Source organism: Roseovarius sp. MBR-79 (assembly GCF_053628555.1).
The window spans coordinates 21,726-36,007 of the sequence record NZ_JBRJGP010000024.1; the positions used below are offsets into that span (position 1 = coordinate 21,726).

12 protein-coding genes are annotated in these 14,282 nt (G+C 65.8%); 8 read left to right on the forward strand and 4 right to left on the reverse strand.

The window, feature by feature from the left end; genetic code table 11:
• Nucleotides 1-147 precede the first annotated feature (147 nt).
• The 3 genes from ACSSV8_RS17565 to ACSSV8_RS17575 all read right to left on the reverse strand — a co-directional run bounded on the left by ACSSV8_RS17565 (nucleotide 148) and on the right by ACSSV8_RS17575 (nucleotide 4,659).
• Entirely contained in the window at nucleotides 148-2,415 is a 2,268-nt protein-coding gene (locus ACSSV8_RS17565; protein ID WP_454283308.1) for a Hint domain-containing protein, read from the reverse strand.
• Nucleotides 2,416-2,567: 152 nt separating this feature from the next.
• Nucleotides 2,568-3,761, reverse strand: a complete 1,194-nt coding sequence (gene kynU, locus ACSSV8_RS17570) for a kynureninase (protein ID WP_354539409.1) — start codon at nucleotides 3,759-3,761, stop codon at nucleotides 2,568-2,570.
• 145 nt (nucleotides 3,762-3,906) lie between these two features.
• Nucleotides 3,907-4,659: an SDR family NAD(P)-dependent oxidoreductase gene (locus ACSSV8_RS17575; RefSeq protein WP_354539408.1), complete on the reverse strand. Its 753-nt coding sequence runs from the start codon at nucleotides 4,657-4,659 to the stop codon at nucleotides 3,907-3,909.
• A gap of 228 nt (nucleotides 4,660-4,887) precedes the next feature.
• Here ACSSV8_RS17575 and ACSSV8_RS17580 point away from each other — a divergent pair, with 228 nt between their 5' ends.
• The 5 genes from ACSSV8_RS17580 (at nucleotide 4,888) to ACSSV8_RS17600 (ending at nucleotide 10,440) form a co-directional block, all read left to right on the forward strand.
• Nucleotides 4,888-5,340: a methyltransferase family protein gene (locus ACSSV8_RS17580; protein ID WP_354539407.1), complete on the forward strand. Its 453-nt coding sequence runs from the start codon at nucleotides 4,888-4,890 to the stop codon at nucleotides 5,338-5,340.
• A 124-nt stretch (nucleotides 5,341-5,464) separates the two neighbouring features.
• Nucleotides 5,465-7,039, forward strand: a complete 1,575-nt coding sequence (locus ACSSV8_RS17585; RefSeq protein WP_454283309.1) for a Re/Si-specific NAD(P)(+) transhydrogenase subunit alpha — start codon at nucleotides 5,465-5,467, stop codon at nucleotides 7,037-7,039.
• 13 nt (nucleotides 7,040-7,052) lie between these two features.
• Complete coding sequence (locus tag ACSSV8_RS17590) at nucleotides 7,053-8,537, forward strand: NAD(P)(+) transhydrogenase (Re/Si-specific) subunit beta (protein ID WP_454283310.1); 1,485 nt, start codon at nucleotides 7,053-7,055, stop codon at nucleotides 8,535-8,537.
• A 222-nt stretch (nucleotides 8,538-8,759) separates the two neighbouring features.
• On the forward strand, nucleotides 8,760-10,040 hold the full coding sequence (locus tag ACSSV8_RS17595) for a DUF3422 family protein (protein WP_354539404.1): 1,281 nt from the start codon (nucleotides 8,760-8,762) through the stop codon (nucleotides 10,038-10,040).
• Nucleotides 10,041-10,101: 61 nt separating this feature from the next.
• Nucleotides 10,102-10,440 (forward strand): cupin domain-containing protein, encoded by a 339-nt coding sequence (locus ACSSV8_RS17600; RefSeq protein WP_454283311.1) that lies wholly within the window; start codon nucleotides 10,102-10,104, stop codon nucleotides 10,438-10,440.
• Nucleotides 10,441-10,455: 15 nt separating this feature from the next.
• Here ACSSV8_RS17600 and ACSSV8_RS17605 read toward each other — a convergent pair whose 3' ends face one another.
• Nucleotides 10,456-11,772 (reverse strand): aminotransferase class I/II-fold pyridoxal phosphate-dependent enzyme, encoded by a 1,317-nt coding sequence (locus tag ACSSV8_RS17605; RefSeq protein ID WP_454283312.1) that lies wholly within the window; start codon nucleotides 11,770-11,772, stop codon nucleotides 10,456-10,458.
• Nucleotides 11,773-11,907: 135 nt separating this feature from the next.
• On the opposite strand from ACSSV8_RS17605, the gene ribB reads away from it, so the two are divergent.
• From ribB to nusB, 3 genes are read left to right on the forward strand one after another with little or no spacing between them, the layout of a single operon-like run.
• The gene (ribB, locus tag ACSSV8_RS17610; RefSeq protein ID WP_454283313.1) at nucleotides 11,908-13,056 is read left to right on the forward strand and encodes a 3,4-dihydroxy-2-butanone-4-phosphate synthase; all 1,149 of its coding nucleotides are present in this window, start codon (nucleotides 11,908-11,910) and stop codon (nucleotides 13,054-13,056) included.
• Between the two features lie 4 nt (nucleotides 13,057-13,060).
• The gene (locus tag ACSSV8_RS17615) at nucleotides 13,061-13,606 is read left to right on the forward strand and encodes a 6,7-dimethyl-8-ribityllumazine synthase (protein WP_454283314.1); all 546 of its coding nucleotides are present in this window, start codon (nucleotides 13,061-13,063) and stop codon (nucleotides 13,604-13,606) included.
• Nucleotides 13,603-14,070 carry a transcription antitermination factor NusB gene (nusB, locus tag ACSSV8_RS17620; RefSeq protein WP_354539400.1) on the forward strand — a complete coding sequence of 156 codons (468 nt, stop codon included), beginning with the start codon at nucleotides 13,603-13,605 and terminating at the stop codon, nucleotides 14,068-14,070. Before ACSSV8_RS17615 ends, nusB begins: the two co-directional genes overlap by 4 nt.
• Nucleotides 14,071-14,282: the final 212 nt, after the last annotated feature.

Genomic DNA, 14,282 nt, shown 5'->3' on the forward strand with positions numbered 1-14,282 from the left:
CTGAACCTCTTGCACCACTATCAGGATGCGGCCGTTCACGCCGCATCATCGTCTCAATTCATGGGAATCCGATTAACCGCCGCTTGAGGCGCAACTATGTTGCCATGGGGGCGAAGCTCCTGTCGTGGGAGCGCATTTGCGCCACATTCAGGCGGCCATCGGTGTGGGTTCGCGCGTCGCGTGCAACAGCTGCGCCTCATGCGCCTTCAGGCAGGTGCGCGCTGTCGCGCCATGCAGGCCCGGATTGCTGCGCAGGCCCGGAAAGACGCGGAACATGTCCTCGCGCGCGGCCTCGGAGATCGCCGACAGCCCCATGTCGCCCGCATGAAAGCTCTCGGTCGCGGCACCCTCGGCATAGATCACCTCGTGACGGTCGAACATGAGATGGAGGTAGGTGACTGCGGACCGCGGGGCGAGGGTCACGTCGCGCCCGTCGATCAGGTGCCTGGCGGCGACCAGAACCTCGTCCGTGCCAAAGAGCAGCTCGGCCTTGTAGCCGGTAAAGAGCACCCGGTGCTGCGGCGAGACCAGAAGCGGCGCGGTCGCCCCGTCGAGCACACGCGCCGCGATCCTGACGGGGGCAAAGCGGTCGTGGCCGGGCACGGTGCTCGACCCGATCCAGCGGATCGGTTGCGGGCCATTGTCGCGGGTGATCACCATATCGCCCGGGCGCAGCGTCTCGATGGCCCGTGCGCCCTGCGGCGTCAGGATCCGCGCGCCGGGGGTGAAACAGATGATGTTCTCGATTTCCGAGAAATTGACCAGCGTGCCGTCGGGCGTGGTGAAGAAGCCCGACAGCCCCCCCGCCGTGTCATCGGTATTGGTAAAGGTGATGTCGGCCTTGCTGACATTCGGCGTCAGAAAGAGCGTATCGCCATTGGTCTCATCGCCCTCGCCGCCGGTGATGGTGATCGTGCCGCCCGCCGCCGCGAAATCCTGCAGGATGAAGAGATCGTCGCCATCGCCGCCAAAGAGCGTGTCACCCTGACCGATGGTGATCGTGTCATTGCCGCCGCCGCCGAAGACAAGGTCATTGCCCGCGCCGCCATCGAGAAAATCGTCGCCCGGCGCCGTCTCGACCCCGAGGATGAGCGGGCTGCTGTCAAGGCTTTGGGCGGTGCCGCCCGGCGGCGTGATCGTCCCCGACAGGACCTGCTGGCCGGCATTCTCCCAGAACCGCACCTCGATCGTGTAGACCTGATTGGCCTCGAGCGTCACATCGCCCCAACGGGTCGCGGCCGCCTGGTGGAAATCGTTGTCGAGGAAGGGGCCGTTGTTGCCGCTCTGGTTGGTGAAGTCGAGCGCATTGCCCTGGCTGTCGAGAATGCGGATGGTCGATCCGTCATCCGAGGTGGTGGTGAAGCGGTAGGTGCCCGCATCGGGCGAGAACAGCGTCGATGTCAGGATCACCCCGAAATCGTTGGGGTCGGCCTGCCCGGTGGCGGCCTGCCCGAGCGGGGTGATGTTGAGCGTGTCGGTGGTGCCCGACCCGGCCAGCGTGCCGCTCTCGATGGTGAAGGCCTGCCCGTTGGCGGAGGTGAAATCCTGCGTGAAGACCTCATAGGCCCAGCGGGCCGAGGCACCGTCGCCAAAGAGCGTGTCGGCCCCGTTGCCACCCAGCACCGTGTCATTGCCCGCGCCGCCGGTCAGCGTGTCGTTGCCGCCCTCACCGAGCAGGCTGTCATTGCCCGCGCCGCCGAGGATGGAATCGGCGCCGGTGCCGCCGAACACCGTGTCATCGCCAAGCCCCGCGAACACCGTGTCATTGCCCGCGCCCGCCTCGATCACATCGGCATTGCCGCCACCCACCCCATCATTGTTGTCGACCCGGTCCGAGCCGTTGGGGATCGGTTCGATGTAACCTGCGTCGATCAGGTCATTTCCCGCCGTGCCCTGCACGATACCGTCGTCGATCCCGATATCGGCGCGGTCTGCCCCGAGGTTCGTGTTGGTGGAGGTATCGACCGTATTGAAGGTGACGGATTCGATCGGGCGCGCTGTCAGGGCCGCGATATTGCCCGCATTCGCGGCGGTCGTGTTGAGCGGCGGGGCAAGGAAGAGATGGCCGGTCGTGTCCTGAGCCAGCACCGCGAGAAATGACGCGGTCGTGCCATCGGTATAGGTGATGGTCGCATTGTAGGTGGACAGACCGTCAAAGATGAAGGTCTGCGGTCCATTGCCGATATCGGTGGTGAACTGGTCGTTCGTCACCGCATTGTTCATGTCGAGCGCACCCGCCGCCCCACCATTGTCGATGGTCGTGGTGCGCGTGACCTGCTGAAAGAGCGGGTTTGCCGGGGATCCGAAGGTCAGCCCGGTAAAGAGCGCAGCCCCCTCGGCGTTGCTGTTGCCCTCGGTCGGATCGAGGATAAGGCTCGATTGTCCCAGGTAGATCCAGTTGAATGTCGTCGGCATCCCGGTAACCCGCACATTTTGCGCAAAAGCGCGTGACTGTTTCCAAAACGGATACGGCCTGACTGCGGCGGGATTTTTAGCTCGGTGCGTTGAATTTTAGGCAAATTGAGGCGGAAATCGGGTTTTGCCGCCGTGGGGTTGCGCGTCGCCGCTCAGGTGACGGCGGCGCGTGTGCGATATTCGGGCCGGTCCCAGAGGCGGCCTGCCATGACCTCGGACAGGTGTCGCGCGGCGGCGCGCACCTCGTCCGCACCCAGATAGAGCGGGGTAAAGCCGAAGCGCAGGATGTCGGGCGCGCGGAAATCGCCGATCACGCCGCGTGCGATGAGCGCCTGGATGATGGCATAGCCCTCGGCGTGGCGGAACGATACCTGAGAGCCGCGCCGGGCCGGATCACGCGGGCTGGCGAGGCTCAGCATCGGGCAGGCGGCCTCGACCTCGGAAATGAAAAGCTCCGACAGTTCGATCGAGCGCGCGCGCAGCGCGGCCATGTCCACCCCCTCCCAGAGATCGAGCGCCGCATCGAGCGCGGCCATCGCCAGCACCGGTGGCGTCCCGACGCGCATCCGCTCGATGCCCGGGCCGGGGCGGTATTCCTGCTCGAACGCGAAGGGCGCGTCATGGCCGAGCCAGCCCGAAAGGGCTGGAAAGGCGGCCTCGGCATGGCGCGGCGCGACATGGATGAACGCAGGCGCGCCGGGGCCGCCATTGAGATATTTATAGGTGCAGCCGACGGCGAAATCCGCGCCCGCGCCCGCCACATCCACGGGCAGCGCGCCCGCGCTGTGCGCGAGATCCCAGACCGTGAGCGCCCCCGCCGCATGGGCGCGCGCGGTCAGGTCCTTCATGTCATGCAGGCGGCCCGTGCGGTAATCAACCTCGGTGATCAGCGTGACGGCCACCTCTTCGGTGATCGCGTCCGCCACCTCTTCGGGGGCCACCACGCGCAACTCGTGGCCTTGGCCGAGCGCCTTTATCAAACCTTCTGCCATGTAAAGATCGGAGGGGAAATTGCCGCTGTCCGAAAGGATCACGCGGCGGTCGGGGCAGAGCGCAAGGGCTGCGGCGAGCGCCTGATAGACCTTGACCGAGAGCGTATCGCCCAGCACGACATGGCCCGGCTCCGCCCCGATCAGCCGCGCGATCCGGTCGCCAAGCCTGCGCGGTTGCGCCATCCACCCGGCCCGGTTCCAGCCGGTGATCAGCATCTCGCCCCATTCGTCGCGCATCACCCGTGCCATGGCCGCCTCGGCGGCGCGGGGCAGGGGACCCAAGGAGTTGCCGTCGAGATAGATTACCCCCTCGGGCAGGTGGAACATGGCGCGGGTAGCGGTGAAATCGGTCATGGTCTGTCTCCTGCTCCCTGCGTCCGAAGGACACGCGCCGTCATTGCCCGGCGCGACCGGGCAATCTCCGGCCTCCCGCCTTGGGGGAGATGCTCCGGTCGGGCCGGAGCATGACGCGCGCCCGGGGCGATGGTGTCCCGCCCGCTCAAAACTGCCCGCCTGCAATCTCGATGGCCTGACCGTTGACGCTCTGCGATCCCGGCCCGCAGAGCCAGAGCACGGCCTGGGCCACCTCCTCGGGGGCGATGAGCCGGTTGTGGCGATTTGCGCTGACCATCATGGCGCGCGCCTCGTCGGGCGAGACGCCGGCGCGATCAGAAATGGCGGTCACGTTGCGGCTGACGATCTCGGTATCGACATAGCCGGGGCAGATGGCGTTGAATGTCAGGCCCGTGCCGAGGTAATCTTCGCTCAGGGATCGGATGAGACCGATCATCCCGTGTTTGCTGGCCGAATAGGCCGCCGCCCCCTTCAGACCCTTGAGCCCGGCAATCGAGGAAATGGCGATCACGCGGCCCCACTCCGCCTTGCGCATGTCGTGCAGACATTCGCGCACCGTGTAGAACGCGCCGTCGAGATTGGTGGCCATGATCTGCCGCCAGAACGCGGCGTCGGTCTTGTGCAGGGCGCGCCCCTCGGCCAGCCCCGCGTTGGGGATGCAGATCTGCACCGGGCCGCGCGCGGCGACGGCGGCCTTGACGCCTGCTGTCACCTGCGCCTCGTCGGTCACGTCCATGACCAGCGGGTGAAGCCTGCCGCCTGCCGCCTCGTCCAGCACGGCGCCGCGCCGGCCGGTGATCGTGACCTCGGCCCCCGCACCCGCAAGTGCGCGCGCGATGGCCAGCCCGATGCCCGAGCCTCCGCCGGTGACAAGGGCATGTTTTCCGTCGAGTTTCATGGGGGCCTCCGGGTTGCCTGGGGGGAGCGTAGCGGTGACAGGGGGCGCGGCCAAGGGGGAGGTTCGGAATGGGGGGCTAAGGGGGACGTTGGATGCTTGGTGCTCTTGCGCGGCTCTCTTCTGCCATCCCCTTCCGGCCAAAAACTCCCATGCAACCATTCGCCCTTTTGACATCGTCCTTCCGCCGTGCATTCTGCCCGCGACACCCCATACCGGAGCGTTGCCACAATGCTGAAATGGATCGACATGCCGCCTGTCTGGCTGGCCGGGTTCTTGGCTCTCGCCTGGGGGCAGGCCACGTATTTTCCGATGGGGCTGCGCCTTGGCGGTGGCTGGGTCGATTTCGTGGGGGGGCTGCTGCTCGGCGCGGGCCTCTTGCTCATCGCGCTGGCGGCGATGGAGTTTCGCCGCCACAAGACAACCATCGTGCCGCATGAGACGCCCGCGCGGCTGATCACCTCGGGGATATTCAAGCGCACGCGCAACCCGATCTATCTGGGCGATGCGCTGATCCTTGCGGGGCTGATCCTGCGCTGGGAGGCGGTGCTGGCGCTGCCGCTGATTCCCGTCTTCGTCTGGGTGATCGAGAAACGCTTCATCGAACCCGAAGAGAACCGGATGCGCCGGACCTTCCGTGCCGATTTTGCACGCTACTGCGAAAAAACGCGGCGCTGGGTGTAATCCCTGCGGCAAAGTTGATATCGCCAGTCGGGAAAGAGTGTGAAATAACCGCTTTCGGACAAACCATCGGGCCCCGCATTGCCGGGGCCTACTGCACATGATCTGCCAGAGGGGGAGATGACAGGTGAAGATCGGAACGCCTAAGGAGGTGCTGGACGGCGAGAACCGGGTGGCGATGACGCCCGATTCGGCGCTTCAGCTACAAAAGCTGGGTCATAGCTGCGCCATCGAGAGTGGTGCGGGCGCGCGCGCGGGGTTCACCGATGCGGCCTATGAGGCCGCCGGGGTCGAGGTGATCAAGACCGCCGCCGCGCTCTGGAAAGAGTGCGACATCGTCGCCAAGGTGCGCATTCCCACCGAGACCGAGCTCAAACGGCTGCGCGAGGGGCAGACGCTGATCACCTTCTTCAACCCGGCGGGCAATGCCGAGGGGCTGGAGACGGCCGCGAAAAAGGGTGCCACGGTCATCGCCATGGAAATGGTGCCGCGCATCAGCCGCGCGCAGAAGATGGACGCGCTCAGTTCCATGGCCAATATCGCGGGCTATCGCGCCGTGATCGAGGCCGGGAACAATTTCGGCCGCTTCTTCACCGGGCAGATCACGGCGGCGGGCAAGGTGCCGCCCGCCAAGGTGCTCGTGGTGGGCGCGGGCGTGGCGGGGCTGGCGGCCATCGGCACGGCGACAAGCCTTGGCGCGATCACCTATGCGTTCGACGTGCGCCCCGAAGTGGCCGAACAGGTCGAATCGATGGGCGCGCAATTCGTCTATCTCGATTTCGAGGAAGCGCAGCAGGACGGTGCCGCCACCGGCGGCTATGCCTCTGTCTCCAGCCCCGAATTCCGCGAGGCGCAGCTTGCCAAGTTCCGCGAACTGGCCCCCGAGATGGATATCGTCATCACCACGGCGCTGATCCCCAACCGCGAGGCGCCGGAGCTTTGGACCGAGGACATGGTGAAATCCATGAAACGCGGTTCCGTGATCGTCGATCTGGCCGCCGAGAAGGGCGGCAACTGCAAGTTGACGGTGATGGACGAGAAGATCGTCACCGAGAACGGCGTGACGATCATCGGCTACACCGATTTCCCGAGCCGGATGGCCGCGCAGGCCAGCACGCTTTATGCCACCAACATCCGCCACATGATGACCGACCTCACCCCCGACAAGGATGGCGCGGTCAATCACAACATGGAAGATGACGTGATCCGCGGGGCCACCGTTACCCACAAGGGCGAAGTGACCTGGCCGCCGCCACCGCCCAAGGTCGCGGCCATCGCCGCCGCCAAGCCCAAGGAAAAGGCCAAGGAGCTGACCCCCGAGGAGAGGCGCGCGAAGGAAATCGCAACCTTCAAGGCGCAGACCAGGCAACAGGTGACCCTGCTGGCTATCGGTGCGGCGCTCCTGCTCGCGGTGGGTCTGGTGGCCCCGGCCAGCTTCATGCAGCATTTCATCGTTTTCGTGCTGGCGGTCTTTGTCGGCTTCTCGGTGATCTGGAACGTGAGCCACAGCCTTCACACGCCGCTGATGGCGATCACCAACGCGATCTCGTCTATCATCATCCTCGGCGCGCTGGTGCAGATCGGCTCAAGCTCTGTGCTCATCACGATCATGGCCGCGTTCGCAGTGTTCATGGCCGCCATCAACATCTTCGGTGGCTTCCTCGTGACGCGGCGGATGCTCGCCATGTTCCAGAAATCATAAGGCGGAGGGCGAGATGGATTTCGGTTTCACGATTGCGGCCTATGCGGTCGCGGCGGTGCTCTTCATCCTCAGCCTTGGCGGTCTGAGCGGGCAGGAGAGCGCCAAGCGCGCCATCTGGTATGGCATTGTCGGCATGACCATCGCGGTTCTGGCGACGCTGATCGGGCCGGGGCAGGGGCTGTGGCTTCTGTCGGTGGTGATGATCGGGTTGGGCGCGGTGGTCGGGCACCAACTGGCCACACGGGTGCAGATGACGCAGATGCCCGAACTTGTGGCGATCATGCACAGCCTTGTCGGCCTTGCGGCGGTCTTTGTCGGCTTCAACGCCGATATCGAGATCGGGCGCGTGGCGGCGGCCTTTGCCGGCGCGAACCTGCCCTATCCGCAGCCCGAGACGGTGGCGGCGGAAGCGGCGGCCTTCGCCAAGACGTTCTCCGGCTTTGCCGCCATCGTCGCCAAGAAGACGGCGGTGGAGGTCACCATCCTGCGGGTGGAGCTTGTGCTCGGCATCTGGATCGGCGCGGTCACCTTTACCGGCTCGGTCATTGCCTATGGCAAGCTGGCGGGCAAGGTGAATTCGGCGGCCAAGCAGCTTCCGGGCGGGCACATGCTCAATGCCGGTGCGGCGGCGCTGTCGCTGGTGTTCACGCTCATGTATCTGGGCGGCGCGGGAAGCTGGACGCTTGTGCTGCTCACGCTGCTGGCGCTTTTCATCGGCTATCACCTGATCATGGGGATCGGCGGCGCGGACATGCCGGTGGTCGTCTCGATGCTCAACAGCTACTCGGGCTGGGCGGCGGCGGCGATCGGTTTCAGCCTTGGCAATGACCTCCTGATCGTGGTCGGCGCGCTTGTCGGCTCCTCGGGTGCGATCCTGAGCTACATCATGTGCAAGGCGATGAACCGTCAGTTCGTGAGCGTGATCCTGGGCGGGTTCGGCGGGGCCTCGGGGCCTGCCGCCGAGATCGAGGGCGAGCAGATCGCCATCGACGCCGATGGTGTGGCAAGCGCGCTCAACGAGGCCGACAGCATCATCATCATTCCGGGCTATGGCATGGCGGTGGCGCAGGCGCAGGGGGCGGTCTCGGAACTGACCCAGAAACTGCGCGCAAAGGGCAAGAATGTGCGCTTCGCCATTCACCCGGTGGCAGGACGCTTGCCGGGGCATATGAACGTGCTTCTGGCCGAGGCCAAGGTGCCCTATGACATCGTGCTGGAGATGGACGAGATCAACGAGGATTTTCCCTCGACCGATGTGGTCATCGTCATCGGCTCCAACGATATCGTCAATCCGGCGGCGCAGGACGATCCCAACTCGCCCATCGCCGGCATGCCGGTGCTGGAATGCTGGAAGGCGAAACAGGTGTTCGTGTCCAAGCGTGGGCAGGGCACCGGCTATTCCGGGATCGAGAACCCGCTGTTCTACAAGGAAAACACACGCATGTTCTACGGTGATGCCAAGGCCAGCGTGTCGAGCCTCTTGCCCAAGATCGAGTGATCGGGGCAAGGACCTGAGACAGGGGGCGTGGCCTGCGGGCCGCGCCCTTTTCGTGTGCTGCGACGCGTGGTGGCGTCGCAAGATCGAGTATTTTTTGAACGATGAAGGGCAGGGCGCGCGTGGTATGCGGTGGTGTGCGGCTAAGGCTCTGTGTTTGAAGGAAAAACCACTTTGAGTCGGGCGCAGGGCGCGCTAGATTGCGCGCGGACAAGGAGACAGGCCATGCCGCCCATCGAGGATCATCCGCTGCGCTACATGCTCTCCAACGAGTTGCACGCGCGCCCCTTTCCGACGCTGACCGCGCCCTCTACCGCCGTGTTTCTGGCGATCAAGCAGCCGCAGGATGCGGCCAAGCGCGACCGGGCGGCGGACATGGCGCATCTGGTGGCGCTTCTCGAGCGTTACGGCGTCAAGCATCCGCAACCGGGGGCCACGCATTATTCCGGCGAGATCGGGCGTCATGTGCTCAAGTGGGAAAGCCATACCGAGATGGTGACCTACACGGTCTTTACCCAAGGGGTGAGCAGCCGCCCGTTCGATCCGGCGGATTTCGATGTGTTTCCGGCCGACTGGCTCGAGTCCGCGCCGGGGGTGCGGATCACCTCGGCGATGATCCGGGTGGTGCCTTGGGCCAGCCGCGAGGCCACGCGCACCGATATCGACGGCTGGTTTGTCTCGGAAAGCGTGGCGGTGGCGCGCGTGCTTGACGATGCGGGGGTTGTCGCGGGCGATTTCCGCATCGACCCGGCCGGGCATCAGCGGTTCTCGCTGCATGTGGCGCCAAGCACGGGGGCGCGGCGGATCGGGCGGATCGTGCAGCGGCTCTGCGAGATCGAGACCTACAAGACCATGTCGATGCTGGGCTTTGCCCGCGTGCGCGAGATGGGCCGCCAGATGGGCGAGACCGAGACGCAGCTGAGCCGTCTGGTGAACGACATGACCGAGGGGGGACAGCCTGCGGAGGAGACGCTGAAGGGCCTCTTGCACGTCTCGGCGGAGTTGGAGGCACTGGTGGCGCAATCCTCGTTCCGGTTCGGGGCGACGGCGGCCTATGAGCAGATCGTGCATCAGCGCATCGGCGCGCTGCGCGAGGACCGGTTCGAGGGGCGGCAGACCTTTGGCGAGTTCATGATGCGTCGCTACGATCCGGCGATGCGCACCGTCACCGCCACCAAGGAGCGGCTGAGCGCCATGTCGGACCGGGCGATGCGGGCGGGGGACCTCTTGCGCACGCGGGTGGATGTGGAGCGCAGCGCGCAGAATCAGGCGCTCTTGGAAAGCATGGACAAGCGCGCGGATGTGCAGCTTCGGCTTCAGCGCACGGTCGAGGGGCTGTCAGTGGTGGCGATCAGCTATTACGCCGTGTCGCTGGCGGGCTACCTGCTCTACCCGGTGGCCGATGCACTTGGTGTCAGCAAGGGCATGGTCACTGCCGCCGTGACGCTGCCGGTCATTGCCCTCGTGTGGTGGATGGTGCAGCGGATCCGCAAGAAGCTGCACTGAATGATTGCCATGCCGGGGAGGGCGGCGCATGATCGGGCGTCAGAACAAGCAGGAGTGCCGCATGCCATTTCCGGATTTCATCATGGGGTTGCCGAGCCTTGATCTGCCCTTTCCCGAGGATGTGGTGCAAAGTCGTGCGATCCGTTCAGAACGTGGGCTGTGCGTTTTCTTCACGTTCCTTCAGGACATGGACCTGCCGCCGCACAGCCATGGACCGCAATGGGGCACAGTGGTGGAGGGCGAGATCGAGTTCACCATTGACGGCGTGACGCGGCTCTATGGGTCCGGCGACAGCTATTCAATCGGCGCGGGCGTCGAGCATGGGGCCCGGATCAGGGCCGGCACACGGGTGATCGACGTGTTCGCCGAGCCGGATCGCTATCCGCTTCGGGATGCATAAGCGCATGGGGGCGACTCAGATCACGTAGTGCAGCCGGTCGAACGTCTGTCGCCACTCCGACACCTCGGGTAAAAGCGCGCCGGGATCGTTGCCGCGCAGCGCGCGGGCGATGAGGGCTGCCATGCGCGGGGCGTGCTCGGGCGTGACACCCCAGCGGACAAGCTCGGGCGTGCCGATGCGCAGCCCGTTCATGTCGCGCGCCACGGGGGCCACGGGGAGGCCGATGCCGCAGGCCAGAAACCCCGCCTGCCGGAGCCGTTTCGACGCCGCCTGACCGCCGGCGAACGCGGCCGCCTCCACCGCGAACTGGTGCGAGCGTGTGGCGATGCCCTGGGTCTTGAAGACCGGCAAGCCCTCGGCCTCGAGCGCCAGGGCCAGCGCCTGCGCTGTGGCCACCATCTGCGCGGCATAGGCGCGGCCATGGGTTTTCCAGTCGCAAAGCGTGATGGCCAGCGCCGCGGATTTGGCGGCGTCGAAATTGGCGGTGAGGCCGGGAAAGGCGATGGCGTCAAGGCGCTGGGCGATCCCGGCGTCATTGGTCACGATGAGGCCGCCCGCCGGGCCGCCAAGGCTCTTGTAGGTGCTCATGGTCATCAGGTGCGCGCCCTCGTCCAGCGGGTTCTTCCACGCGCCCCCGGCAATCATCCCGCATTGATGCGCGGCATCGAACATGAGCCGCGCCCCCACCTCGTCGGCGATGGCGCGGGTCTCGGCCACGGGGTGTTCATGCAGGTTGAGGCTTGCGCCCAGCGTAATGAGGCGGGGCCGCACCCTTTGGGCCAGCGTGCGCAGGGCGTCCACATCGACCGTGTAGCCGTCCGCGTTCACCGGGGCCTCGACGATCTTGAGGCCATAAAGCCCCGCGCAACCGGGGGCGTGATGGGTGACATGGCCGCCGATGCTGGCAGGCGGTGCGATGATCGTGTCGCCGGGGCGGCAGGTGGCCATGAAGCCCATGAGATTGGCCAGCGCGCCCGAGGGCACGCGGATCTCGGCATGGGTCGCGCCAAACACCTCGGCGGCGAGGGTGGCGGCGATGACCTCGATCTCCTCGATGGCCTCGAGCCCCATCTCGTATTTGTCGCCGGGATAGCCCAAGGAAGGGCGCGAACCGATGCCCGAGGCAAGCATCGCCTCGGCACGGGGGTTCATCACGTTGGTCGCGGGGTTGAGGTTGAAGCACTCGGCCTCGTGGATGCGGCGGTTGTCCCCGGCCAGCGCCTCGATACGCGCGGATGTGGCCTCGGGTGGCTCGGCGGCGGTGCGGTTGGCGATGTGCTCGATCAGGTCTTCGCAGGGGCTGGGCACCCAGGGGCGGCGGGCAAGGGGCATTGGGCTTTTCCTTCGGTCGATGCGCGCAGTCTGCGCGAGACCTGCGCAGGGCGCAAACGGGAAATGCGGGCGCTCGGCTCTGGCCATTGCCGCGCGGCTGCGCTATCCGGGCGGGGCTTGAGAAGGGGGCGCGCCATGACTGAGAGAGCCGCATTCGAGACGCCGGGGCCGGTGGAGGCCGATCTGCGCAAGGCGATATCGCCGATCGAAGAGATCATTGATGACGCGCGCCGGGGCGCGATGTTCATCCTCGTCGATCATGAGGACCGCGAGAACGAGGGCGATCTGGTCATTGCCGCCGAGTTTGCCACGCCGGAGGCGGTGAATTTCATGGCCACGCACGGGCGCGGCCTCATTTGCCTGCCGATGACGGCGGAGCGGATCGACCGGTTGGGCCTGCCGATGATGGCGGTCAACAATTCCTCGCGTCACGAGACGGCATTCACCGTGTCGATCGAGGCGCGCGAAGGGGTCAGCACCGGGATTTCCGCCCATGACCGCGCGCGGACCATTGCCACGGCGATCAATGAACAGAACACGATGGCAAGCCTTGCCACGCCCGGCCATGTCTTTCCGCTGCGCGCGCGGCGCGGCGGCGTGCTGGTGCGCGCGGGGCACACGGAGGCGGCGGTCGATATCGCGCGGCTGGCCGGGCTGAACCCCTCGGGCGTGATCTGCGAGATCATGAACGAGGATGGCTCCATGGCGCGGCTGCCGGACCTGATCGGCTTTGCCAGACAGCACGGGCTGAAGATCGGCACCATCTCTGACCTGATCGCCTATCGCCACAAGCACGACAATCTGGTGATCGAGACCGGCCATGAGAGCGTCACCTCCTGCCATGGCGGCGACTGGGAGATGCGGATTTTCGCCGACCAGATCACCGGGACCGAACATGTTGTGCTGATCAAGGGCGACATCACCGACGGCGCGCCGGTGCTCACGCGGGCGCATGCGCTCAACGCGCTGGAGGATGTGCTGGGGATCGGCGCAGAACCCGCGCACGGCCCTGCGGGCAAGCTGCCGCGCGCCATGGAGATCATCGCCCGCGAGGGGCGCGGCGCGGTGTTCCTGTTCCGCCAGCCACGGCCCAAGCTTGCGGGCGAGATGGAAGAGGATGACGGGCCGCGCATCATCAAGCAGACCGGGCTTGGCGCGCAGATCATGGCGGTTCTGGGGATTCACAAGCTGATCCTGCTCACCGACAGCCCCGATACGCGCTATCTTGGCCTTGACGCCTACGGGATCAGCATTGTGGGCACCCGGCCCCTGAAAGAGGTGTGAGAGAATGGCCGAACATGAATATTCCCTGCCGCGCGCGACCTTCGACAAGCCGGTGAAGATCCTGATCGTGGTGGCGCCGTTCTACCGTGACATTGCCGACAACCTGATTGCCGGTGCCGTGGCCGAGATCGAGGCGACGGGCGCAACCCATGAGATCGCCGAGGTGCCGGGCGCGCTGGAAATTCCCACCGCCATCGGCATCGCCGAGCGGATGTCGAATTTCGACGGCTATGTGGCGCTTGGCTGCGTGATCCGGGGCGAGACCACGCATTACGAGACGGTGTGCAATGACAGCTCTCGGGGGATCACGCTTCTGGGTCTTCAGGGGCTGTGCATCGGCAACGGTATCCTGACGGTGGAAAATCGCGCGCAAGCCGAGGTGCGGGCCGATCCAGAGGCGATGAACAAGGGGGCAGGGGCGGCGGCTGCGGCCTTGCATCTGGTGGCGCTGGCCCGTAAATGGGGCGGCCCGCGCAAGGGGGTGGGGTTTGTCCCTGCCTCCGAGGATTACCGTATCGCGGGCGGAACCAAGGATACCCCCACCGCATGAGCGCCCCACAGACCCGCCATTCCCTCAAATCCGCGGCACGGCTTTATGCCGTGCAGGCGCTCTACCAGATGGAGCAGTCGGGCCAGACCGTCGAGGCGGTGCGGCGCGAGTTTCTCGAATTCCGCTTCGGCGAGGAGGTCGAGGACGGCGTCGAGATGGCCGAGGGCGATGCCACGCTTTTCGGTGAATTGCTGGACGCGGCGGTGAACTGGCAGGCCAGCATCGACCAGATGACCGACCGGGCGCTGGTGGCGAAATGGCCCATTGCGCGGATAGACCCGGTTCTGCGCGCGCTTTTTCGCGCGGCAGGGGCCGAGATGAGCCAGACCGGTACGCCGCCCAAGGTGGTGATCATGGAATTCGTCGACGTGGCCAAGGCGTTCTACCCCGAAGGGCGCGAGCCGAAATTCGTCAATGCCGTGCTTGACCACATGGCGCGCGAGGCGCGGCCCGAGGCGTTCTGAAAGGCCACTGCAAGACGCGCCATCGTGGTGCGCGCCTGACAGGTGTTTTCCGATGGCGGTCGGACCCGGACAGTTGCGGTGTTCGTGTGGGGTAGTCGTGGTTATTGGCCTGTTGCCGACATTGGTGGAGCCGCGCGAGGGCCCGACCGCGGGTGGGCGCTGCAACAGCGTTGGTGAGCGCTTTATGGTGCCAAATACTGGAACGATTGAAG

Excerpts from the sequence above, each read along its gene's own strand:
- ACSSV8_RS17565 (WP_454283308.1), bottom strand. The coding sequence starts at position 2,415 with ATGCCGACGACATTCAACTGGATCTACCTGGGACAATCGAGCCTTATC.
- kynU (WP_354539409.1), bottom strand. The coding sequence starts at position 3,761 with ATGACCGATTTCACCGCTACCCGCGCCATGTTCCACCTGCCCGAGGGG.
- ACSSV8_RS17575 (WP_354539408.1), bottom strand. The coding sequence starts at position 4,659 with ATGAAACTCGACGGAAAACATGCCCTTGTCACCGGCGGAGGCTCGGGC.
- ACSSV8_RS17580 (WP_354539407.1), top strand. The coding sequence starts at position 4,888 with ATGCTGAAATGGATCGACATGCCGCCTGTCTGGCTGGCCGGGTTCTTG.
- ACSSV8_RS17590 (WP_454283310.1), top strand. The coding sequence starts at position 7,053 with ATGGATTTCGGTTTCACGATTGCGGCCTATGCGGTCGCGGCGGTGCTC.
- ACSSV8_RS17595 (WP_354539404.1), top strand. The coding sequence starts at position 8,760 with ATGCCGCCCATCGAGGATCATCCGCTGCGCTACATGCTCTCCAACGAG.
- ACSSV8_RS17600 (WP_454283311.1), top strand. The coding sequence starts at position 10,102 with ATGCCATTTCCGGATTTCATCATGGGGTTGCCGAGCCTTGATCTGCCC.
- ACSSV8_RS17605 (WP_454283312.1), bottom strand. The coding sequence starts at position 11,772 with ATGCCCCTTGCCCGCCGCCCCTGGGTGCCCAGCCCCTGCGAAGACCTG.
- ribB (WP_454283313.1), top strand. The coding sequence starts at position 11,908 with ATGACTGAGAGAGCCGCATTCGAGACGCCGGGGCCGGTGGAGGCCGAT.
- ACSSV8_RS17615 (WP_454283314.1), top strand. The coding sequence starts at position 13,061 with ATGGCCGAACATGAATATTCCCTGCCGCGCGCGACCTTCGACAAGCCG.
- nusB (WP_354539400.1), top strand. The coding sequence starts at position 13,603 with ATGAGCGCCCCACAGACCCGCCATTCCCTCAAATCCGCGGCACGGCTT.